The organism is Proteus penneri (assembly GCF_022369495.1).
Classification (GTDB): Bacteria; Pseudomonadota; Gammaproteobacteria; order Enterobacterales; family Enterobacteriaceae; genus Proteus; species Proteus penneri.
Genome location: NZ_CP059690.1, coordinates 2,436,549 through 2,459,692, shown reverse-complemented (window position 1 = coordinate 2,459,692; position 23,144 = coordinate 2,436,549). Strand labels below are relative to the sequence as shown.

General features: G+C 39.9%; 22 protein-coding genes and 2 pseudogenes. 21 read left to right on the top strand and 3 right to left on the bottom strand.

All coding sequences use genetic code 11. The annotated features are described in order from the left end of the window. Positions 1 to 33: 33 nt before the first annotated feature. Positions 34 to 1,239 carry a tetracycline efflux MFS transporter Tet(B) gene (gene tet(B) / locus H1225_RS11115; RefSeq protein ID WP_001089072.1) on the top strand — a complete coding sequence of 402 codons (1,206 nt, stop codon included), beginning with the start codon at positions 34 to 36 and terminating at the stop codon, positions 1,237 to 1,239. 112 nt (positions 1,240 to 1,351) lie between these two features. On the opposite strand, the gene tetC is transcribed toward tet(B), so the two are convergent. Then, the gene (tetC, locus tag H1225_RS11110; RefSeq protein WP_000428546.1) at positions 1,352 to 1,945 is read right to left on the bottom strand and encodes a tetracyline resistance-associated transcriptional repressor TetC; all 594 of its coding nucleotides are present in this window, start codon (positions 1,943 to 1,945) and stop codon (positions 1,352 to 1,354) included. Between the two features lie 87 nt (positions 1,946 to 2,032). On the opposite strand from tetC, the pseudogene H1225_RS11105 reads away from it, so the two are divergent. Further along, positions 2,033 to 2,428 (top strand): annotated as a pseudogene (locus H1225_RS11105) (helix-turn-helix domain-containing protein); the annotation flags it as partial. Positions 2,429 to 2,458: 30 nt separating this feature from the next. On the opposite strand, the gene H1225_RS11100 reads toward H1225_RS11105, so the two are convergent. Then, a complete protein-coding gene (locus H1225_RS11100; protein WP_001339197.1) occupies positions 2,459 to 3,667 on the bottom strand; it encodes an IS4-like element ISVsa5 family transposase in 1,209 nt (402 codons plus the stop codon). Between the two features lie 96 nt (positions 3,668 to 3,763). Here H1225_RS11100 and H1225_RS11095 point away from each other — a divergent pair. The 17 genes and pseudogenes from H1225_RS11095 to H1225_RS11015 all read left to right on the top strand — a co-directional run. Continuing rightward, a pseudogene (locus tag H1225_RS11095) lies at positions 3,764 to 3,988 on the top strand (phage portal protein); the annotation flags it as partial. Positions 3,989 to 4,005: 17 nt separating this feature from the next. Continuing rightward, complete coding sequence (locus tag H1225_RS11090) at positions 4,006 to 4,674, top strand: HK97 family phage prohead protease (RefSeq protein ID WP_004251596.1); 669 nt, start codon at positions 4,006 to 4,008, stop codon at positions 4,672 to 4,674. A gap of 3 nt (positions 4,675 to 4,677) precedes the next feature. Further along, positions 4,678 to 5,844: a phage major capsid protein gene (locus H1225_RS11085; protein ID WP_004251594.1), complete on the top strand. Its 1,167-nt coding sequence runs from the start codon at positions 4,678 to 4,680 to the stop codon at positions 5,842 to 5,844. A 38-nt stretch (positions 5,845 to 5,882) separates the two neighbouring features. Beyond that, positions 5,883 to 6,182, top strand: a complete 300-nt coding sequence (locus H1225_RS11080) for a head-tail connector protein (RefSeq protein WP_004251590.1) — start codon at positions 5,883 to 5,885, stop codon at positions 6,180 to 6,182. Continuing rightward, positions 6,182 to 6,511: a phage head closure protein gene (locus H1225_RS11075; protein ID WP_004251588.1), complete on the top strand. Its 330-nt coding sequence runs from the start codon at positions 6,182 to 6,184 to the stop codon at positions 6,509 to 6,511. The genes H1225_RS11080 and H1225_RS11075 overlap by 1 nt, the downstream gene beginning before the upstream one ends. Further along, positions 6,501 to 6,974, top strand: a complete 474-nt coding sequence (locus H1225_RS11070) for an HK97-gp10 family putative phage morphogenesis protein (RefSeq protein ID WP_004251585.1) — start codon at positions 6,501 to 6,503, stop codon at positions 6,972 to 6,974. The genes H1225_RS11075 and H1225_RS11070 overlap by 11 nt, the downstream gene beginning before the upstream one ends. A 5-nt stretch (positions 6,975 to 6,979) precedes the next feature. After that, on the top strand, positions 6,980 to 7,321 hold the full coding sequence (gene gp17, locus H1225_RS11065; RefSeq protein ID WP_004251583.1) for a tail completion protein gp17: 342 nt from the start codon (positions 6,980 to 6,982) through the stop codon (positions 7,319 to 7,321). A gap of 87 nt (positions 7,322 to 7,408) precedes the next feature. Continuing rightward, positions 7,409 to 7,996, top strand: a complete 588-nt coding sequence (locus tag H1225_RS11060; protein ID WP_227719023.1) for a hypothetical protein — start codon at positions 7,409 to 7,411, stop codon at positions 7,994 to 7,996. A 64-nt stretch (positions 7,997 to 8,060) separates the two neighbouring features. Then, complete coding sequence (locus H1225_RS11055; protein WP_004251577.1) at positions 8,061 to 8,477, top strand: hypothetical protein; 417 nt, start codon at positions 8,061 to 8,063, stop codon at positions 8,475 to 8,477. A 44-nt stretch (positions 8,478 to 8,521) separates the two neighbouring features. Continuing rightward, positions 8,522 to 8,749: a phage tail assembly protein T gene (locus H1225_RS11050; protein WP_173647158.1), complete on the top strand. Its 228-nt coding sequence runs from the start codon at positions 8,522 to 8,524 to the stop codon at positions 8,747 to 8,749. 40 nt (positions 8,750 to 8,789) lie between these two features. Then, entirely contained in the window at positions 8,790 to 12,077 is a 3,288-nt protein-coding gene (locus H1225_RS11045) for a phage tail tape measure protein (RefSeq protein ID WP_239739119.1), read from the top strand. Next, positions 12,078 to 12,674, top strand: coding sequence for a hypothetical protein (locus tag H1225_RS11040; RefSeq protein ID WP_108716970.1), 597 nt, complete (start codon positions 12,078 to 12,080; stop codon positions 12,672 to 12,674). Beyond that, positions 12,674 to 13,255: a hypothetical protein gene (locus H1225_RS11035; protein ID WP_049206482.1), complete on the top strand. Its 582-nt coding sequence runs from the start codon at positions 12,674 to 12,676 to the stop codon at positions 13,253 to 13,255. The genes H1225_RS11040 and H1225_RS11035 overlap by 1 nt, the downstream gene beginning before the upstream one ends. A gap of 17 nt (positions 13,256 to 13,272) precedes the next feature. Then, positions 13,273 to 13,821 carry an Ail/Lom family outer membrane beta-barrel protein gene (locus H1225_RS11030; RefSeq protein ID WP_049206484.1) on the top strand — a complete coding sequence of 183 codons (549 nt, stop codon included), beginning with the start codon at positions 13,273 to 13,275 and terminating at the stop codon, positions 13,819 to 13,821. Positions 13,822 to 13,889: 68 nt separating this feature from the next. Continuing rightward, the gene (locus H1225_RS11025) at positions 13,890 to 14,288 is read left to right on the top strand and encodes a DUF6950 family protein (RefSeq protein WP_099074617.1); all 399 of its coding nucleotides are present in this window, start codon (positions 13,890 to 13,892) and stop codon (positions 14,286 to 14,288) included. Continuing rightward, on the top strand, positions 14,288 to 18,064 hold the full coding sequence (locus tag H1225_RS11020) for a phage tail protein (RefSeq protein ID WP_239739118.1): 3,777 nt from the start codon (positions 14,288 to 14,290) through the stop codon (positions 18,062 to 18,064). Before H1225_RS11025 ends, H1225_RS11020 begins: the two co-directional genes overlap by 1 nt. 3 nt (positions 18,065 to 18,067) lie before the next feature. Then, the gene (locus H1225_RS11015; protein ID WP_099074619.1) at positions 18,068 to 19,069 is read left to right on the top strand and encodes a hypothetical protein; all 1,002 of its coding nucleotides are present in this window, start codon (positions 18,068 to 18,070) and stop codon (positions 19,067 to 19,069) included. Positions 19,070 to 19,192: 123 nt separating this feature from the next. Here the strand turns inward: H1225_RS11015 and H1225_RS11010 are convergent, their stop codons facing one another. After that, on the bottom strand, positions 19,193 to 19,471 hold the full coding sequence (locus H1225_RS11010) for a helix-turn-helix domain-containing protein (RefSeq protein WP_060961214.1): 279 nt from the start codon (positions 19,469 to 19,471) through the stop codon (positions 19,193 to 19,195). Between the two features lie 1,116 nt (positions 19,472 to 20,587). On the opposite strand from H1225_RS11010, the gene H1225_RS11005 reads away from it, so the two are divergent. Both H1225_RS11005 and H1225_RS11000 read left to right on the top strand, forming a co-directional pair. Further along, on the top strand, positions 20,588 to 21,868 hold the full coding sequence (locus tag H1225_RS11005) for a surface lipoprotein assembly modifier (protein WP_161706759.1): 1,281 nt from the start codon (positions 20,588 to 20,590) through the stop codon (positions 21,866 to 21,868). A gap of 20 nt (positions 21,869 to 21,888) precedes the next feature. After that, entirely contained in the window at positions 21,889 to 23,061 is a 1,173-nt protein-coding gene (locus H1225_RS11000) for a hypothetical protein (RefSeq protein ID WP_202612825.1), read from the top strand. Positions 23,062 to 23,144: the final 83 nt, after the last annotated feature.

Sequence of the window (23,144 nt, the reverse complement as noted above, 5' to 3'; positions counted from 1 at the left end):
TACCACTCCCTATCAGTGATAGAGAAAAGTGAAATGAATAGTTCGACAAAGATCGCATTGGTAATTACGTTACTCGATGCCATGGGGATTGGCCTTATCATGCCAGTCTTGCCAACGTTATTACGTGAATTTATTGCTTCGGAAGATATCGCTAACCACTTTGGCGTATTGCTTGCACTTTATGCGTTAATGCAGGTTATCTTTGCTCCTTGGCTTGGAAAAATGTCTGACCGATTTGGTCGGCGCCCAGTGCTGTTGTTGTCATTAATAGGCGCATCGCTGGATTACTTATTGCTGGCTTTTTCAAGTGCGCTTTGGATGCTGTATTTAGGCCGTTTGCTTTCAGGGATCACAGGAGCTACTGGGGCTGTCGCGGCATCGGTCATTGCCGATACCACCTCAGCTTCTCAACGCGTGAAGTGGTTCGGTTGGTTAGGGGCAAGTTTTGGGCTTGGTTTAATAGCGGGGCCTATTATTGGTGGTTTTGCAGGAGAGATTTCACCGCATAGTCCCTTTTTTATCGCTGCGTTGCTAAATATTGTCACTTTCCTTGTGGTTATGTTTTGGTTCCGTGAAACCAAAAATACACGTGATAATACAGATACCGAAGTAGGGGTTGAGACGCAATCGAATTCGGTATACATCACTTTATTTAAAACGATGCCCATTTTGTTGATTATTTATTTTTCAGCGCAATTGATAGGCCAAATTCCCGCAACGGTGTGGGTGCTATTTACCGAAAATCGTTTTGGATGGAATAGCATGATGGTTGGCTTTTCATTAGCGGGTCTTGGTCTTTTACACTCAGTATTCCAAGCCTTTGTGGCAGGAAGAATAGCCACTAAATGGGGCGAAAAAACGGCAGTACTGCTCGGATTTATTGCAGATAGTAGTGCATTTGCCTTTTTAGCGTTTATATCTGAAGGTTGGTTAGTTTTCCCTGTTTTAATTTTATTGGCTGGTGGTGGGATCGCTTTACCTGCATTACAGGGAGTGATGTCTATCCAAACAAAGAGTCATCAGCAAGGTGCTTTACAGGGATTATTGGTGAGCCTTACCAATGCAACCGGTGTTATTGGCCCATTACTGTTTGCTGTTATTTATAATCATTCACTACCAATTTGGGATGGCTGGATTTGGATTATTGGTTTAGCGTTTTACTGTATTATTATCCTGCTATCGATGACCTTCATGTTAACCCCTCAAGCTCAGGGGAGTAAACAGGAGACAAGTGCTTAGTTATTTCGTCACCAAATGATGTTATTCCGCGAAATATAATGACCCTCTTGATAACCCAAGAGGGCATTTTTTACGATAAAGAAGATTTAGCTTCAAATAAAACCTATCTATTTTATTTATCTTTCAAGCTCAATAAAAAGCCGCGGTAAATAGCAATAAATTGGCCTTTTTTATCGGCAAGCTCTTTTAGGTTTTTCGCATGTATTGCGATATGCATAAACCAGCCATTGAGTAAGTTTTTAAGCACATCATCATCATAAGCTTTAAGTTGGTTCTCTTGGATCAATTTGCTGACAATGGCGTTTACCTTACCAGTAATGTATTCAAGGCTAATTTTTTCAAGTTCATTCCAACCAATGATAGGCATCACTTCTTGGATAGGGATAAGGTTTTTATTATTATCAATAATATAATCAAGATAATGTTCAAATATACTTTCTAAGGCAGACCAACCATTTGTTAAATCAGTTTTTGTTGTGATGTAGGCATCAATCATAATTAATTGCTGCTTATAACAGGCACTGAGTAATTGTTTTTTATTTTTAAAGTGATGATAAAAGGCACCTTTGGTCACCAACGCTTTTCCCGAGATCTCATCTATTGAAACAGCTTGATAGCCTTTTTCAACAAACAATATTCGTGCTGAGTTAACCAGTGATTGATAGGTACTCTTAAAATTTTCTTGTTGATGATTTTTATTTTCCATGATAGATTTAAAATAACATACCGTCAGTATGTTTATGGTATCATGATGATGTGGTCGTGACAATCTTAAGAACATTTAGGTTATTTTATGTATATTGAACAGCATTCTCGCTATCAAAATAAAGCTAATAACATCCAATTAAGATATGATGATAAGCAGTTTCATACAACGGTTATCAAAGATGTTCTATTATGGATTGAACATAATTTAGATCAGTCTTTACTGCTTGATGATGTGGCGAATAAAGCGGGTTATACCAAGTGGTATTTTCAGCGGCTGTTCAAAAAAGTAACAGGGGTCACACTGGCTAGCTATATTCGTGCTCGTCGTTTGACGAAAGCGGCTGTTGAGTTGAGGTTGACGAAAAAAACTATCCTTGAGATCGCATTAAAATATCAATTTGATTCCCAACAATCTTTTACACGTCGATTTAAGTACATTTTTAAGGTTACACCAAGTTATTATCGGCGTAATAAATTATGGGAATTGGAGGCAATGCACTGAGAGATCCCCTCATAATTTCCCCAAAGCGTAACCATGTGTGAATAAATTTTGAGCTAGTAGGGTTGCAGCCACGAGTAAGTCTTCCCTTGTTATTGTGTAGCCAGAATGCCGCAAAACTTCCATGCCTAAGCGAACTGTTGAGAGTACGTTTCGATTTCTGACTGTGTTAGCCTGGAAGTGCTTGTCCCAACCTTGTTTCTGAGCATGAACGCCCGCAAGCCAACATGTTAGTTGAAGCATCAGGGCGATTAGCAGCATGATATCAAAACGCTCTGAGCTGCTCGTTCGGCTATGGCGTAGGCCTAGTCCGTAGGCAGGACTTTTCAAGTCTCGGAAGGTTTCTTCAATCTGCATTCGCTTCGAATAGATATTAACAAGTTGTTTGGGTGTTCGAATTTCAACAGGTAAGTTAGTTGCTAGAACCCATGGCTCCTTTGCCGACGCTGAGTAGATTTTAGGTGACGGGTGGTGACAATGAGTCCGTGTCGAGCGCTGATTTTTTCGGCCTTTAGAGCGAGATTTATACAATAGAATTTGGCATGAGATTGGATTGCTTTTAGTCAGCCTCTTATAGCCTAAAGTCTTTGAGTGACTAGATGACATATCATGTAAGTTGCTGATAGGTTTCCAGTTTTCCGCTCCTAGGTCTGCATATTGTACTTTTCCTCTTACTCGACTTAACCAGTACCAACCCAGCTTCTCAACGGATTTATACCATGGCACTTTAAAGCCAGCATCACTGACAATGAGCGGTGTGGTGTTACTCGGTAGAATGCTCGCAAGGTCGGCTAGAAATTGGTCATGAGCTTTCTTTGAACATTGCTCTGAAAGCGGGAACGCTTTCTCATAAAGAGTAACAGAACGACCGTGTAGTGCGACTGAAGCTCGCAATACCATAAGTCGTTTTTGCTCACGAATATCAGACCAGTCAACAAGTACAATGGGCATCGTATTGCCCGAACAGATAAAGCTAGCATGCCAACGGTATACAGCGAGTCGCTCTTTGTGGAGGTGACGATTACCTAACAATCGGTCGATTCGTTTGATGTTATGTTTTGTTCTCGCTTTGGTTGGCAGGTTACGGCCAAGTTCGGTAAGAGTGAGAGTTTTACAGTCAAGTAATGCGTGGCAAGCCAACGTTAAGCTGTTGAGTCGTTTTAAGTGTAATTCGGGGCAGAATTGGTAAAGAGAGTCGTGTAAAATATCGAGTTCGCACATCTTGTTGTCTGATTATTGATTTTTCGCGAAACCATTTGATCATATGACAAGATGTGTATCCACCTTAACTTAATGATTTTTACCAAAATCATTAGGGGATTCATCAGTGCTGAACATAACCTTGATGGATTATTGCGTGGCGATTCCACTTCACGCGCCGCGTTTATGAAAGCGATGGGAGAATCGGGGCTAAGAACCATTAATGAAATGCGGCGGCTCGATAATTATCCTCCTCTTGAAGGTGGAGATGTCGCTTACCGGCAAGCACAATATTTACCGATTAACCAACTCAATAAGGAGCCTCACGAAAGTGGGGCTTAATTATTTATGGGGGTTCAATGCCTGATATTAGAAAAACACTGAATTTTGATGAAGCGGAAATCAAATTTACGGGAGATGGCACACAAGGCGTTTTCGAAGGTTATGCCTCCGTATTTAGTCATCAAGATCTCGATGGTGACATTATTTTACCCGGTGCATTTAAGCATGTTTTAGATAAGCAAAAACAAAAAGTCGCTATGTTTTATAACCATCGAGTCTGGGAGCTTCCTGTGGGGAAGTGGGAGTACATGGAGGAAGATCAAAAAGGGTTACGTGTAAGAGGACAACTGACGCCCGGTCATAGTGCGGCTCAAGATCTAAAAGCGGCAATGAAGCATGGCACGGTTGACGGGCTTTCTATCGGATTCGGTTGTCTGCGTAATGATTTTGAGCGAACACCTTCAGGTCGTATTTTTAAAAACATCTCCCTGTTACGTGAAATCAGTATTTGTACATTTCCCGCTAATGACCAAGCACAGGTTTCATCACTCAAGAGCATCGATGGGTTATTAACGATCCGAGATATTGAGGATTGGCTGAGAGAGTCAGCCGGTTTATCAAAATCAGAAGCAGTCGGTTTTATTTCCCGCTTCAAATCCGCTATTCGGAGTGAGTCCGATGACGCTCAACAATCCCTAGTCGCATCCATTGTTAACCAAATTAATGCATTTAATCTGAAAGGATAGAATATGTCTGACTTAGCTATTATCCAAGAAGCCATCGAAGGATCACAAAAAAAGGTGCAAGAGCTCTTCGATGCACAGAAGAAAGAAATTGAAGCTACTGGCGTAGTTTCAAAGCAATTACAAACAGATTTAGCCTTAGTCCAAGAGGAATTAAAAAAAGCCGGTGAACGTCTGTTTGATTTAGAGCAGAAAGGGGCAACGAGTGCTGATGATCCTAATGCGAAAAAAGATTTTTCTGAGCGAGCAGCAGAAGTGCTGACAAAATCATGGAATGGGAGTCAGGCTTCTTATGAAGTGAAAACTTTTAATAAATCATTAGGCAGTGATGCGAGTTCAGCCGGTGTTCTCATTCAGCCGATGCAAGTACCGGGTATTATTATGCCGGGGATGCGTCGTTTAGTTATCCGCGATTTATTAGCACAAGGCCGAATTTCCAGTAACTCACTGGAATATGTACGCGAAAAATTGTTTACCAATAGCGCGGCACCCGTGAAAGAAAAGGCACAAAAACCAGAATCTAATCTGACATTTGAAAAACAAACGGCAAATGTGATCACTATTGCTCATTGGATCCAAGCGTCTCGCCAAGTGATGGATGATGCTGTGCAGTTACAGTCTTACGTTAATAACCGCTTATTGTATGGCTTAGCATTAGTGGAAGAGGAGCAATTACTCAATGGTGACGGTACTGCGGATAATTTGACGGGAATTAACCATGTTGCCACTGCCTATGATACCACATTGAGTGCTACGGGTGACACGCATGCTGACCTGATTGCTCATGCCATTTATCAGGTGACAGAATCTGAATTTAGCGCCTCTGGTATTATTTTAAATCCTCGTGATTGGCATGCCATTGCGTTAATGAAAGACAAAGAAGGGCGTTATATTTTTGGTGGCCCACAAGCGTTTACTTCAAATGTAATGTGGGGATTACCTGTTGTTCCAACAAAAGCACAAAAACAAGGTGAGTTTACTGTTGGTGCATTTGATTTGGCGTCTCAAGTATGGGATCGAATGAATGCAGTTATCGAAGTGAGTCGAGAAGATCGTGATAACTTTGTGAAAAATATGCTGACCATTTTGTGTGAAGAACGTTTAGCATTAGCCCATTATCGCCCTCAAGCCTTAATTAAAGGAACTTTCCCAACGTCTGGAAGAAGTGCTTAAGTAATAGGTCGGGGTAGGTAACTATCCCGTATTACATCATGAATATCTTAGATGTCATTCCTCTTTCTTTATTAAAACAGCATCTCGAATACAGCGGTGATGATCGTGATGAGCAGATTATATTTTATGCACAAAGCGCATTAAATTATTGTTTGAGATGGTGTGATGAACCGGCTTGGAAATCACCTGATGATATCCCTTATGAAGTGAAATCTGCCATGCTTTTGGTGCTGGGGGATATGTTTGAACATCGAACCAGCCAAAGTGAAATTCTGTTATATGAAAATAAAGCAGTAGAACGATTGTTACTGCTTTGTCGAAATTGGCGAGGTAGTTAATGGATCCGGGACGATTACGCCATTCTATTAATATTCAAAAACCAGTATTAGCGCCTGATGCCATCAGTGGTAATGATGTGATTTGGACGGATCATGCGACAAAAGTACGTGCAGCGATCATGCCTTATCAAGGGCGGGAATATTTTCAAGCCCAGCAAGTACAAAGTGAGGCCACAACACGAATTCTTATTCGCTATATCGCTGATATTGATACTTCGATGCGTATTGTATGGGGTAAGCGAATATTTAATATTATTTCGATTATTGACCCTTATGAGCGTCATCGTGAGCTTCAATTAATGTGCAAAGAGGGCGTGAATGATGGGTGAGATTAAAATCAGTGGATTGTCTGAACTCGCTCAACGAATGCAAGACATTGCCCGTAAAACCAGAAATCAAAGCGCGCGTAAGGCGATGAATGCAGGTGCTTCGGCGTTAAAAGAAGAAATCAAACATCGAGTGCCTATCCTTAAGGAAACGGTGCCTCATCGACGCAAAGGCACTATCAAGCGCAATATTCGTTCTAAAACGAAAGTACAACGCAATGGGCAAGTCAAAACGCGCATTTGGGTGAAATCATTATCGGGTAAAAAGGTGTCTGCCTTTAAACAAGCAACGGGGAAAAGTGCAGCATTGAACCCAAATGATCCGTTTTATTGGTGGTTTGTTGAGTTTGGTACTGCCAAGATGCCCGCACAACCGTTTATGCGCCCCAGCTTTGAGGCGAAAAAGGAAGCGACGGCTAAAGTGATTGTTCAAACACTTAAAGAGGATATTGAAAAAGCAAGGTAGAGATCATGATACAGCAATTAAAAGAGACCCTTTCACCGCTGGTTGATGGAAGGGTTTTTTTTCAGGTATTACCTGAAGGCAAAGGGCATTATCCCGCCATTGTGATCCAGTTTGCCAGCATCACGCCTAACAGTGCGCTGGAGGATACGGATTTAGACAACTATCGTGTGCAACTTGATGTGTATGCGCCACAGCCACAACCCCTTATGGTCTTGCGTAAAAAAATTGAGGCTCAGATTGTTGAAGCGATCCCATTCGCACAACGGGTGAATGCGGTCTTTGGGTATGAAGCGGATGTCAAATTGCATCGGCTTGTTCTTGAATTAATGATTTCATCAGATAAATAAGGAATGGATATGACAAAGCCAAAGAACCATAAAGCGACGCCTTTCCTCGGCACGAAGATCTTTGTGCAAACAGGCTTAGGAGAGGCGATGACCGTGACCGAAGCGACGTTATCACCCGCAACCATTACTATCGCCAATAATAAGCTGAAAGCCGATGACATGATTATGTTATCGGGACTCGGGGAGTTAGATGGACGTTTTCCTGTTGCACAGGTTGATGGCAACAAAGTGACCCTGTGCGACGAAGTGGATTGGAGTGATAAAACGCTACCCACTGATTTTTCAAGTGCTAAGGCACAACGTATTCAATGGTCTAATAACTTTTGTGCGGTAAAAAGTTTCAGCAAAGACGGTTCGACAACCGAACAAATCGATGTCACCACCATTTGCAGTGATGGCAAGGAATATGAATCCGGCGATACGGAATACGGCTCAATTAAATTGACCTTTTTCTTACGTTATAGCTCCAGTGAGGTGCAGCGACTCTTGCGTAAATATGAAAACAGCAAAGAAAAATTTGCGGTGAAAATGGTCTTAACACGAGATGAGGGCTCCATGTTTTATTACGGCTCCGTCGAAACGGGCATGAATATTGATGGCAGTGTAGGACAAATGATGGATTCGGGGATCTCGATTAAATTGTCTGGCCGTGATTATTTGAATGCGAAGAAATAACCCCTAATTCACCTCTTTCATTATTTCTCTTCTCCCTTCTCGATAAAAAATCTTAGGAGTGATTATGTCTAACGCTTTATTGCGTGAATTAGTGTTAAACCAAGCACTGAAAGTGACGCCTTTTACCTATTTAGACAACACCTTTTATGTCAAAGAGTTGGATGTTGGCACCATGAATTACATTCAGCGCAAACTTCGTCAAATTAAAATCAAGCTCGCCGAAGAGCAGGACATTTATTTAGACGAAGACGATCCCGAACAATTTAATGAAGCGATAAATCGTGTCTACGATGAATATGATGTCGCCAGAATGTTGGCCTTTAAGTTGTGTGATGAAAAAGGGGAACTACTTTTTGATGCTGAAAATGAAGAAGACTTAAAAGGTCTTAATCGTCTAGGGCAAGGGTTCTCTAATGCGGTGTTTACGGCCGAAGCGGGGAATAGCGAAAAAAACTTGGAGAACGGCGACAATTTCAATTGATATTGTCGCTGGCATTGGGAAAAACCCTCGCGGAAATCGAGCAAATGCCCGAAAGCCACTTGTGTGAATATGAAGCTTTTTATCGCAAACAACCCTTTGGTTTATGGCGAGAGGATTATCGGATGGCACAAGTGGTGCATCTTCTTGCGATGATAAATCGTGATCCGAAAACGTCTCCACCGGAATTGATGGATTTTATGCCGATGTGGCAAAAGAAAGCCGCAGAAGAAACGTGGGATGCGGTCACAGATCAAGTCTTAGCATATCGATAGCCCCTTTATTGGGGCTTTTTTATTGTTTTAAGGAGTTTTTATGGCTGGCGCATTAGGTCGATTAAATATTGATTTGACGCTGAATACGGCAAATTTTACAAGTGCGATCAACCGTAGCCAGCGCCAAACAGAACAATTTGGGCAAAGTATTCGCGTCAGCCTTCAAGCGATCACCGCACAACAAGAGCGAATGGCCTCGCAAACTGCAAAATCCTCGGCACTCTTTACTCGTTTTGCAAGTGTCGCAGCAGGTGCATTATCTGTACGGCAAGTGATTAATTATGCCGATGGTTGGACAGAATTACAGAATCGACTGAAATTAGTCACAGATAGCAATCAATCGCTAAACAGAGCGACCAATGATGTTTATACCATTGCCCAAAAAACCCATCAATCATTGGATGCCACAGCACAGGTTTATCAACGTTTTGCGGATAATGCCGATCGCTTAGGCTTAAGTCAGCAAAAAGTCGCTGAACTCACGGAAACCGTCTCAAAAGCCGTGGCGATTTCAGGCGCGAGTGCCACCGCAGCCCAAGCGGCATTAACTCAATTTGGTCAAGCATTAGCCGCGGGTCAGTTACGTGGCGAAGAGCTAAATTCAGTGATGGAGCAAACCCCAGGGTTAGCGAAAGCCATCGCTGACGGAATGGGTATCAGTGTGGGCGAATTAAGGAAGAAAGCCCAAAACGGTGAAATGACGATTGAGAAAGTCATTCAAGCCTTAGAACGTGCAGCCGACAGTGTGGATAAAAAATTTGCTACCAGCGTGACAACGGTTAGCCAAGGTTTCACCAATCTTCAATCGGCGATGACAAAATTTATTGGTGAAGCGAATCAAGGTACTGGTGCGACTCAGCTTTTAACGTCGGGCTTAGCGGGACTTTCTAATCACTTATCGACGGTGGCTAAAATCGCAGAAGGACTTGCGGTTACAGCATTGGTAGCAAAGCTCTCTCAATGGACAAAAGCCACTTACTTAAAAAATCAAGCCACATTGAATGAAGCCAAAGCCACATTACAGAGTGCAGAGGCAAACAGTGTGGCAGCAACCAGTGCCGTGAGGAAGGCATGGGCGGATAAAGAGGCGGCATTATCGGCATTGAATTCTGCAAAAATGAGTTATCAAGTGGCGAAAGGAACCGCCGCAGAAGGTTATGCCTTAGAGAAAGTAATTGTGACAAAATCGTTAGCGACGGAAGCTTCTTTAAGATACAAACAAGCACTGATAGCAGAAACGGCGACACAGCGGGCATTAACGACGGCACGCCGTCAAGCCACGGTCGCAGGAAGAGCGTTAAGTGGGACATTGGCATTAGTTGGTGGACCCGTTGGACTGGCGTTAACGGCAATAACGGCTGTTGGAATGGGCGTCTATGAATATAGCGAACATATCAAACAAGCTAAAAGAGAATCGATCGAATTTGCCAATGCTCTAGATACATCAACAGAAGCTTTAAAAGCAATGAATAATCAAGCATTGCTGACGAATATAAGCAAATTGTCTGAAGGTATTGATGCTCAGATTGAAAAATTCGAAGGATCTCTAGAAAAAGCTAAAAAATTGGCAGCAGACTCGAAGTCTGGTTGGAGCTTAAATGCCTCGAGTTACTTGAGCTTTACGGGTGACCATGAAGGTTATAAAGCGATAATCGCACAACAGCAAAGAGAAGCGAAAATCGGGCTTGATGCGGCGATGGGGGAGGTGGCTTCACAGTTGACAGCATTAGAGCGTCAACGAGCCAATATGCGACAACTGCTGGCATTGGTTGAAGAAAAACACGGTAAGCAAAGTGATGAATATCAGCGTTATGCATCGAAAGTAAAGGAGACTGAGAGTGTCATTAATCAATTTAGGGTGACCTTAAAAAACTTGGGTTATGATTTTGATGCATTAATGAATAAGACCGATGAGGCGGCAAAGAGCCAAGCCAATATGACTGAAGTGATAGCGAAAAAAATAGAAGATTCTATCGCTGAATCTCAGCGCACTATCATGAAAGCCAAAGCTTCTCCATCTGAGTTGGCTAAGTTGAATGCGGAAGATGTGCTGAAAAGACGGGGAATTAAACCTGAAGAAAAAGGCTATGAAGAGGCTTTGACCGAAGAAATTAAAGCGCAAAACGCGTTACTGGCTCAAAGACATAAGCCAAGAAAAGCCACCATTGATTATGCCAAACAGTACACCAAAATCTTGACGGAATTAGAGAAAAAACAAGCCTCATTGATTGCAGATGGACAAAGTATTCAGCTGTATGGCACTACCTCTTCCTTTAATGAATACACATCCGCCTTAGCTGATATCAAACAGAATAAAGATAAGTTTGATGCCATCTTAAAAATCGATCCCAAAGCGATTGAGACGATAAAAGAAAAAGCGAAAGCCATTGATGATCTAGCGCGTGCCAACTCGGTTGCGCAATTTGCTTATGATCGCGGTAAAGAAATTGAGCAGATGCAATTTGAAACTTCCTTGATAGGAAAATCACGCGCAGAGCAAGAAAAGCTTAATGCCCTTCGTCAGATTGATGTGCTGTATCAGCAAGCCAGTGTGGATTTAGGCGAAAAAGAGCTGGCGAACTTACAACGCAATGTCGAGCTCACTAAACAGCAAATTGAGGAAGAGCTGAGGAAACGAGAGGCCATGAAAGGTGATCCGATGGCGGGATTAAAACAAGGCTTATCGGATTTCAGTGAGTCGGCCATGGATGTAATGGAAAACGTCAGAAACGTCACTACCAATGCCCTTAATAATATGTCTGATGCATTAGCCGATTTTGCTTTAACGGGCAAAGGAAGCTTTAAAGATTTTGCCAATGCTGTGATCTCCGATATCACTCGAATGGTGATGAAAATGCTGGTTTTCAAAGCCATTGAAGCAGGCGGACAAGCAATGGGCTTTGATATGGGATGGATGAGCAAAGGGCATGCTTACGGTGGCTATACGGGGCATGGAGGTAAATTTGAACCTAAAGGGATTGTGCATGGTGGTGAATTTGTTTTTACCAAAGAAGCGACGGCTAAATTGGGTGTCGGCAATCTCTATCGCTTAATGCATGCGGCGCAAGGTTATGCTTCGGGGGGCTTTGTGGGGGCGATCGCTGGGCGAATACCCGTTACACCGCAACCGACGTTAGCCCGTGCGGGTGGTGTGCAAATGACGGTCGTTAATCATATTACGGTGACAGGAAATGGTGACGCCGTACTTGCGCAGGCAATGAAGGAAGCCGCACAACAAGGGACAGAAGCCGGTGCACAGAAAGCTCAGGCGATGATGTTACAAGACTTTCAAAGTAATGGTGCAGCTCGCAGAACATTAGGAGTTTAAATGTCTATTCTTGAATGGCCAAAAGCGGTGATCCCCACACAGGAAAACTGGCAATTATTGAGTAACAGCAAAACCTTTACCTCACCATTTAATGGAAGTAGTCAAACGGTACGCTTTCCGGGAAGTCGTTGGCGTTGTGAGCTGACATTCAATAATTTAAATGAAGAGAAATCGCGCCAGTTAGAAGCGCTGGTGGCTTCATTGGATGGGATGTCGGGGCGAGTCAAAATAGCCAGTTGGATAAGAAAAGGGCGTTATGGGTATGGTTCGCCTCGCATTGCAATACCGAGCCAATTAGGTCATCGGCTAGAAACAAAGGACTGGAAGCGCAATATGCGCGTGTTACAGCAAGGGGATCGCTTAACTGTGGGCAATGAACTCAAAATGGTGGTGGCGGATGTGGTCAGTGATCATCAAGGACGTGCCATTATTCTTATTTCGCCGATGTTAAGAATGTCACCTACCGTCAATGAAATGCTCGAGGTTGAGCGTCCTTTTGGAATTTTTCGTCTCGTTGATAATGAACAGGGTAAATTTCAGCATCGTCGCTTGGGGTATACCCATATCACGTTATCTTTTGAGGAGGTGTTGTACTGATGCAATATCATCCATTTTCTGATGCCATGGTCAACGCGATTAATGAGGGGGCTTATATCGTTTTAGCTGCCAGACTCGATTTGAAATCAGGCGTGACCTGTGCGCATACCGGTGTTGGGCAACTGATTATTGCGGGGGAAACTTATTTGGGTGTAGGTAGTTTAGGCGAAATCAGTCAGCTAAAAGAAAATAAGACAACCAGTCCCCCACAATTACAGCTTAAATTAGCGGGTTTTGATAAATCGCTGGTGGGGATGGTGATGAATGAGCAAAGTCGAGGACGCGAAGTCCGGTTGATGATGGTCGCCATCGGCGAAGAGGGGAAACCGTTGCTTGCTGAAATCTTATTTGTCGGACAAATCACATCGATCAATGTGGTATCTGGTGAAGAGAATGCCGTATGTGTTAATATCTCAAATCGATTTGAGCGATGGTCAATTGGTTTGCCTGATCGGTTTACTGATGAGTCGTGGTCATCAAGAAGGCAAGGGGATCGTATCTTTCGTTATGTTGCTCAAATGGCTGAACGGGCCATTTATTGGGGCAGCAAGAAAGATGCACCATCATTTATTTATAAATAATTGTTGGAAGAAACAAAATGAGTAAAAAACTTTTAGTTACTTTAGTTATGACCAGTCTATCGCTATGTGCGGCAAATGCACAAGCCGTAGGTGAAAATACACTTTCATTAGGTTATGCACAAAGTCATGTCAAAGCAGATGGCGATAAACTAAAAGAAAATCCTAAAGGCTTTAACGTCAAATATCGTTATGAATTCGATAATCAGTGGGGAATGATTGGCTCTTTTGCATATACGCATCAAGGGTATGATTATCGTTTCGGTTCTCAATCTGTTGGAACTGCAGATTTGGACTATTATTCATTCACTGCTGGGCCTGTTTATCGTTTTAATGATTATGTTAGTGCCTATGGTTTATTGGGGGTTGCTCACGGTAAAGCCGAAGTAGAATTAAAAGGCTTCGGTTATCATGAGAAAGAAAGTCAAAGTAAATCTGCGTTCGCTTATGGTGCGGGTCTTCAATTTAACCCCCATCCTAATATCGCGATTGATGCTTCTTACGAATACACTAAATTAGATGATGTTAAAGTGGGCACATGGATGCTTGGTCTTGGCTATCGTTTTTAGTTAAAAGATAAACAGAGAATATAAAAGTCGGCATTATGCCGGCTTTTTTGTTTTTAGGCATTTTGATAATGAAACAACCTAACTGGACACTTAAATTACCTGAAACCATAAGGGCGGCGATGAGTCGCCCTTTTTCATGGGGCAAATTTGATTGTTGTATTTTTGCCTCTGAATGTATTTACGCACAATGTGGTTTCTCGCCAATAAAGCCTTATCTCAATCACTATAAAACTAAAGCTGAAGCTTTCAATCTTATCAAATCCAAATTTGGCTCCTTAGAGAAAGCCGTATCACGCTATTTCAAATCCATTGAGATTGAGCGCGTTCAGCGTGGCGACCTCGTACTGTTTAAAGGTGAGGACGGTGACTGTTTAGCCGTGGCCTGGGCGGGGCATTATTGGGGGGTAACCCCACAAGGCGTGAAGCCAGTGCAGATTAACCCAATCAAAGCGTGGAGAGTGGAATAATGGGTGGGAGTGGTGGATTAATTTCAAAAGTCGTGGGTGCTGGCTTAATGATTGCGGGGCTATTTACCGGAGGCGTGACCTCGGCGATGGGGATGGCGCTGATGGCAGCAGGCGTCGCGGTTCAAGTCGCGGGTTCGCTTATCTTTAAGCCTAAACTGCCTTCCATGAATTATCGAGATACCAGTGAACGCAAACAGATGTTACGTTCATCGTCTGCGCCTGAAACCGTGATCGTCGGAAAAACAGTGATATCGGGTTTGCTTTTCTTTGCCGAAGAAGAGGCGGGTGAACAAGATGAAAACGAAAAAATCACACTGGCATTAGCGTTGGCAGGGCACCCCATAGAAAAAATCGGGAAGATTTGGTTAGGGGACGATTTAATTGAGACGTTTGGTGAATATACCGTTCATGAAGTCAAACACCTTTGGTTGAAGAGTTTAAAAATCACGGCACCTGTTGTTGAAGTGGAGTTACATAATAGCAGAGAAGATGTCGATCCCTTTATGCTAAAAAATTGCCCATCATGGAAAGAGGATATGATTGGTCGAGGTCTGGCGTGGTTACGTGTGACACTCACGTTTGACCAAGAAAAATTCCCTTATGGATTACCCAATGTGAAATGTGAAGTTTGGGGAAAACATCTGTTTGATCCTCGCACTGGGCAAACCGAGTGGAGTAATAATGGGGCTTTAGTCATTTTGGATTATTACCGTCATTATTTAAAAGTACCTGATACAGATATTGATTTTGACAGCTTTAAACAGGCGGCCGATTTATGTGATGAAAAAGTGAGTCTGCCAGAAGGCGGATTTGAGTCGCGATATACCCTTAATGGTGCCTATGACTTAAATGAGAGTCCATCGAGTGTCTTGGAAGCGATGCACAAATGCATCAACGCGGAACCGACATTCACCGCAGGAAAACACGGTATTCAAATCGGTGCTTATTATGGGCCGGCAATAAAAACCATCACCGAATCACAATTGATTGGCACTGTCACGTGTACCCCTGAAACAGGTTTAAAAGACGCGACCAATGCAGTGTATGGCACGTTTATTGATGCCGAACAGTTATACACAAAAACGGATTTCACGCCTGTGATTGTAGACGAATGGGTGAAAGAGGATGGCTTAGAAATTCGAGAGAATATCGACTATCGTTTTGTCACCAGCCCTTATCAAGCCCAACGATTAGCTCGCCAATATCTCCGTAAAAAGAAAGCAGGAAGACGGGTTCAACTCACGATGAACTTAGACGGCTATGCTTATCGTCCGGGGGAAGTTGTGCTTTTAGCATTACCGGCTTTGGGGATTAGTGGGCTGGAATTTCGTATTGCCGAATGGGCATTTCATGCTTTAGAGGGTGTGGCTTTAACGTTGGAAGAGGATGGTGCCTATTTATATGAAGATGTGATTGGCAAGCCTTTCGAACGTCCGCCGTTTGTGAGTTTACCCACTGGCGGTGTTGCTTCACCCATTAATCTTACCTTTGTTCCACTTGCTGTCAGTGACATCGTGCAAGGTACACTTTCTTGGCAGAATGTGGCGTCTGATGTGCGTTATAATACGGTCAATATTTTCCATAATGGCAAGGTTATACAGTCTATTCAGGTGCCGGGTGAGCGTGTTGATATTAACGGATTAGCACGAGGGACTTATCGTGTTGAAATCAGAGCTACAAACGTGGCAGGCGCGATGTCTGCTCCCGCTATCAGTGATTTTGCCATTCAAGCACCACCGCCTCCAGAGCATATTGATGTTACCTCTGGCTTATTTAATCTGACCATTGCACCGAAACAAGGCGATAGCGCTGTCTTGGGTTATACCTTTGAATTTTGGTTTAGTGAGGAAAAGCTCGCTGATCTTTCTGAAAATGAAGTGATCACCAAAACAAATAAAGTTGGCCAAGGGAATTTCTGGACGCAAGAGAACTTACAAGCAGGGCATACGTATTATTTTTATGTTCGAACAATCAACAGCTATGGTAAATCACCGTTTGTGGAAGCTTCTGGTGTTTGCTCTTCTCAAACCGATTTAATTCTTGAGGAATTAGCGGGGCAAATTAGTCGAGATCAACTCGCACAAGACCTATTGGGTGAAATTAACAGCAAAGCTAACCAAATCGATATTACAGAATTACATGAGCTAATGAGGATAAATCACGACAAGCTTTTAGAGGAGTCAATGAGGCAAGGCGCAACGATTGAAGAAAGTGAAAAAAAACGGGAGGGATCAGAAAAATTATTGGCTGAGAGGATGAATAAAGTTTCAACGGCAACAGAAGCACAGGCCGCTGCAATCAAACAAGAGCAACAAGCACGTATTGAGGGTGATCAAACCGAAGCACAACAACGGCAATCCTTAGCCACTCAACTTCGTGGTGATTATACCGGCAATGATTTATCGAAAGTCACCGCAGGACTTATCTCCTCCGAGAAACAAGCGCGTGTTACAGGCGACCAAGCGGAAGCCAAAGCCAGACAGTCATTGGAAACACGGATGAATGGGAATGTTTCCGCGATTAATCAATCATTAGAAACCCTTACCTCGAAACAGCAAGCACAATCGAAAGATATTTCAGGCCTCAGTTCAACCCTGAAGGGAAAAGCCGACAGTAGTGTGGTAAATGCGTTAAGTACGCATGTGTCTAATCTTGATGGCAAAGTGACGTCCGCAACCTCTCGGGTACAAACGTTATCCAGCAAATTAGATAAAGTGAAAGCCGATTTAACGGGATCTGTGGTGGTGGATTTAGATTTATCGACACTCAATGAAAACTCCTATTATCCGGTGATTTTGCCTTTAGTAACTTCTCGACGTTATGCCTTTAAGGTTTTTAGAACCTTAGGGCAATATTCAGACAATAAACCCAGCTATGCGACTCACAGCACCAAAGGCTTTGCCGTGATTGTGGAATGGCAAGTCAGTGGTTCTGGATGGGGAACACAGTCTGAAAACCGCATCATTGATAATTTTGATTGGCGATGGACAAATCAATCTCCTGTGATGGGGCCGGCTCAATTAACGAATAGCTCTGTGGAATTTATTTATTTGCGAGGAGGCGCTAAATACCAACTCACTAAGCATAAAAGTGTTAACCATCAAATTATCACCAGCACTTATACCAACAACAAGCAATCGGTAGCACCAAAGGGGTTTGTGGCGAATGAAGTACCTAAGTCCAGCGAACAGAAAGCCAATGCAACGGCGAATGCGGTAAGCCAACTTGAAACCAAAGTGACGGAGGTTTCAGGTAAAGTGACCTCTACCGCTCAGCAAGTCACTCGTTTAGAAAGCCAAGTGGGTGCAAGTTCAGCCAAAATCGAACAAACGTCTAAAGTGGTCACTGATTTAAATGGCAAAATCTCCGCATCATGGACAATGAAAGTCCAGCAGGATAGCAAAGGGAATAAAGTCATTACCGGCATTGGCTTAGGATTTAATGCGCAAGGAAATAGCCAATTTCTGGTTAATGCCCAAAACTTTGCGGTGATATCGTCATTAAATGGCAAAGTGGTGACACCGTTTGTCGTGAAGAATGGACAGGTGGTTATTCATGAAGCCTTAATGGATAAAGCGTGGATACAGAAACTAGTGGTACTCAATTATTTTAAATCATCGGGATTTGATAAAGGGAATGGCTTTTTATTGGATGCAAAAAACAATATTTTCCGCTTTACGGGTGGTAATGGGGCATTAAATATCACCAATAATCAATTGGTCGTCAAAGATGAGAAAAAACGCCTTGTGATGAAAATCGGTTACCTAGGGAATTGATTTATGTATGGTCTTGAAATTTTTCCTGTTGAAGGCGGTAAACCTTACCGTTTAACGCGTGATACGCAAATTCTCTGTTATTTAACCTCTTATCAGATAGGGCCAGAAGATTGGCCCCATTATCGACAACCGAAAAAAACACGGAGCAAAGTCATCCATGAAGCCATGGGGTATGAGGCGTTCGCCATCCCGAGAGTGGCTTCTGTGTATATGGCGGTGAATGATTATGCGTATTTTCAGGGAATAACGCATATCCGAATGGAAGGGCCTGTATTACGTTATGAGTATGTTTATGACAATGTTCAGGTTCAAGACCCACAGATGGCCAAAAGAGCCAATATGGTGGTCGATATTTATGGTATCCCGTTACCGGATAGTACAAAACCAACGTATGGTGTGGAGTGGTATGGGGCCTTTCAGGGATTTCGAAGTGCGATTACACGTAATACACAAATGACTTATTGTGTGTTTCGACAAAAAATCCATCTTGAAGGTGGGCGCTATTGGTCTTTGCCGACAACATTACCGCATTTAGATAAGTGTGTTGTGTTTTATCATGCCACCAACCCTCAAGCGGAAGTGAGCTATTTAGCGCATAAAAAGCAATTATACAGTTCAGCCCAAACAGACATTTATGTGTGTGTATTCGTTTCAGGAATGGTTTTGACCCCGAAGAGACGTTGGGGGTTATCACTGTACAGTGAAGATGGAACACTGGTCTTTAATACGGACTATCTGCCTTTTACCCGAGGACAATCAATGGCATTGTTATTACGGGAGGGGAGTGTAGAGACTCCATATAGCTTGCCTTTAGTCTGTGCAACCAGTCAGTTTGTGAATGCGTCTTATCAGGATGACCATATTGATTGGGCCAAGCGCAATACGGGGATACGTTTTCGGGGAAAACAGATTTTTGTGAGCGAACGAATACGTGATGCTCATCGGCAACATCATGTAGAGCAACGTATCCCCTTTTATGTCCTCAATGGTTCACATTATTTTTAGTCAAAAATGTGAATGATATAAAATATTTAAGTAGTACTAAGTTTTTATTCTGTGTAACTATAAATGGGTGTGTATTGATATATTATTTATTTAATATGTAATAAATAGTTAGTCTATTTTATTTCATCGTAAAGTCGTCTCGGCTGATAATACTGTTTTTGCCCATGAAATTGCCTCAGCTTTGGCTATATTGTGGGTTGGTAATAAACTTTCGGGTTTAACTTCTAATATTGAGGCGATAGCAAATATATGCTCTACGGTGAATTTAATGTGACCATTTTCTAATCGAGAAAAATGTTGTTGACTTATTCCAAGTAAGTATCCCATTTGTATGCCGGTTAATTTTAGTTCTTTCCTTTTTTGTTTTATTTTTTTACTGATGATGTAATTCAATGTATTCATGATATTGTCCCGATTATAAATATCTTGCAACTAAACTGGATAGAGCAAAAAGTTATAAGATTAATTTAGTTTAAATAAAAAAAATTTTTTAGCTATAAAAAATACGGTTTTTATATTGTTTATTTCATCTTATGAAGGTGATAGGTGCGTTTTTTTTGTTTTTTTTTCAAGTGGTTGTGTGGTTTTTGTGTGGTGATTATTTATTCGATAATTCAATATTGTGTTAATAATGAAATTATAGATTATATAATTAATAAAAATTTTTGCTTGTTTATTGATCACCTTACTCTTTTTTACTATTTATCAAATGATAAATTGCCTATAAATGATATTGATTTCTATTATCATTTTGTTCTGCTTTGTTGGGAGATATTTATACTGGTTATTTCTATTTTTGGTATATAATTATAATAAAAAATTAACTTTAATATTAAAAATAAAATGAAATTTTTGAATGTCATTTTTTATTATTGATTATGTCTTTAATGTATTGTATTAATATTTTGTTCATCAGGTTTTCATTTGAAAATCTTAACATTACGTTTATTAAAATTTAGCCCGTATTTATACGGGTTTTTTTTATGAATATCAGTTTTTTTACTAATATCATTGCGAATTTAATTGTAATATATAGCTAAAAATTTAAGAAAATTAGTGAAAATTTCTATTGAATTATAATCACATTATAATTTTTAAAATTTTAGTTAATTACAGTGTGGTTTGAGGTTAATACAAAAATATCTGATATAAAGTATATTGCTTAGTGCTGATATTGATTATTTAATCAAATGATTGTGTTGTTATATCCTTTCTTAAGTTAAATAATTAGTTTTTTTGTGTAAATCAAATAATTTTAATAAAATTAAAAAACAACTAATATCATTGTTAAAAGATTATAAGATTTAATTAATGTAAGAATATTTACTTTGTAAATTTTATCATATAGCATTTCCTTCTTTAATGTTATAACTCATTGGGTTTATTTCTTTATTTATGAATTTTATATTGAATTTTAAATTCAGATTTTGTCTATTATTTATTCTGTTTCTGAGTTTTCATAGTATTGCGAATGACGATTATAATAAAAAAAGTAACAATTTGATAACTGAGGCTCAATTGGTTGAGGATCCTACTCTATTATTACGATTATTTATTCCTGCATTAATAAGAAATGATGTAGAAGGTGTTGGATTATTACTTTCTATTTATGAAAAACAAAAAAAGCAAGAAGATGATGAATTGTTAATATGGGGTAATGCTATTATTGCTCGTAAGAATAAACAATTAGATAAGTCAATATCATTATATAGAAGTTTGGTGTCTAAAAATCCTAAATTAATATTTGCTCGATTACAGTTAGCAATTGCATTATTTGAAAATAAAGAGAATGAGGCGGCATTAGAACAATTTGATAAACTGAAAAGCGAAAACTTGAATGATAATGTAATTGATATTATTAATAAATATTCTGAATTAATCAATCATCAGAATGATTGGTCATTTAATGGTGGCATTGTTTATCTAAATGAGTCAAATATTAATAACTCTCCTAAATTAGGTGTTAATACTGCAAATTGGAAGAGTACATCAAAGCCTGAAAGTGCAGAGGGTTTTTCTTATGTAGGGGTAGCTGAAAAGAAGTTATCGATATATAAAAATTACTTTTCTTTATTGAATTTTCGAGGAAAGGGGAAATATTATTGGGATAACTCTAAATATAATGAAATATCTTCTAGAGTGAAAGTGGGATTTGGATATAAAGATTTAACTAATGAAGTATTATTTTTACCTTTTGTTGAGTACTCATGGAATCCAAATAAAAATCAACAAAATAGTTCTACATTTCATCGTTATTCAAATGCAATTGGAACAGAGGTTGAAATAAATAATTGGTTAAATAAACAATGGAAGAATTCACTCTCAGTTGAGTTATCAAGGCAAAGTTATCATAAGACAAAACTATTGGATGGTAATGTTTATTCTGTATCTGATACACTATTGTATATATCAAATAGTAATCAATATTGGTTTTCTGGAATAGATTTTTATCATAAAGAAGCTAAAAGTAAAGCTAATGCTTTTGATCGATTCAGTGTCCGTGCAGGTTGGGGGCAAGAATGGTTGCAAGGTATTTCCACTCGTTTTCAAGTTGGTTATGCTAAGCGTATTTATCAAGGAGCAATAGCAGAAGAAAATAATTATTGGGTTCCTGATTTTTATAAAAAACCACAAAAAAATGATGAGTATAGTGTTTATATAACATTGTGGAATCGAAATTTTTATTTTTATGGAATTACACCCAAAATAACATGGGCATATCAAAAAATAGATAGTAGTAATTTATTTTATAGTTATGATAAAAATAATTTTTATCTTGAGTTTAGTAAATATTTTTAATTAAAGTTGGATATTATATTATGAAAAAAAGCATACCTTTTGTTGTTTTGCCTCTTATTATTGCTGGATGTTCTAGTGGTGGTAGTGAGAACAAAGATAATAATGTTATTCAGGAAAAGAAAGTCGATGTTATATCTAACAATCCCACATCTAGTTTAAATAAAGAGGGAGGTAAAAGAGTCAATGAAGCATTGAATAAAGAAGTAAATAAAGTAGAAAATGAAGTAGTAAATAAAGAAGTAAATAAAGAAGTAAATAAAGAAGTAAATAAAGAAGTAAATAAAGAAGTAAATAAAGTGGCAAATGAAGTAGTAAATAAAGAAGTAAATAAAGAAGTAAATGAAGTAGCAAATAAGGAAGTAAATAAGGAAGTAAATGAAGTAGAAAATAAAGCAGTGAATGAGATAGTAAATAAAGAAACAAATAGAATATATAATAAAATTGAAAAAGAAGATGCTGCAGAAATTTCAAACGATAAAGAAATATCTGTGGATGAAAAATTGTTATCAGAGAATAAAGAAAAAGTATATACAGGTAGTAAGATAGATAAGATATACCATTCTAACTGGGAGTATGGGAAAGAAAATATTCCTGTTTATAATATTGAAGGTTCAAAAGATCCATATGAGAATTATTTATCTAGTGAGGAAAAAATAATTACTTTCGTAACAGATAAAGGCGATTCTCATCAATTTAGTTTATTGGGTGATGTTGGATATTATGGGTATCGAATAGAATTAGATGCTGAGAGAACAGCAAGTTATGCTTCTTATATTTATTCTATTGAAAAAGACCTTATTGCTGAAAATGTACCTAATGATTTAAATGCTGTGTATAGTAAAAAAGATGGTTTTGTGTATGGTCCCTTAGATCATAGATCTGATCAAATAAACGCAGTAGTTAGAACAGCAGACATTACAATGAATTATACTAATGGTATAGTTAAAGGTGTTATTACTGAAAATAACCCACGTATAGGTAATAATGAATTATTTAAAATAGATGGTGATACTAAAAGTTTAGTAATAACACCTACTCAGCATGTATCAAATGGTATTATTCCTAATGATAGAGCAGCAATGGATATTCAATTTGTTAATTCTGCAGAAAATATAGATGATCATAAATATATTTTAGGAACTACAAAAGCGGAATCATGGGTAGGTGTATTAGCAGCAGAAAAACAGAATTAATATTAGAGTGATGTATAGCTATTTAGTTAGTTTTATTTATCAAAAGCCTCTTAGCTGAGGCTTTTTAAAAAATCATAGTCTAG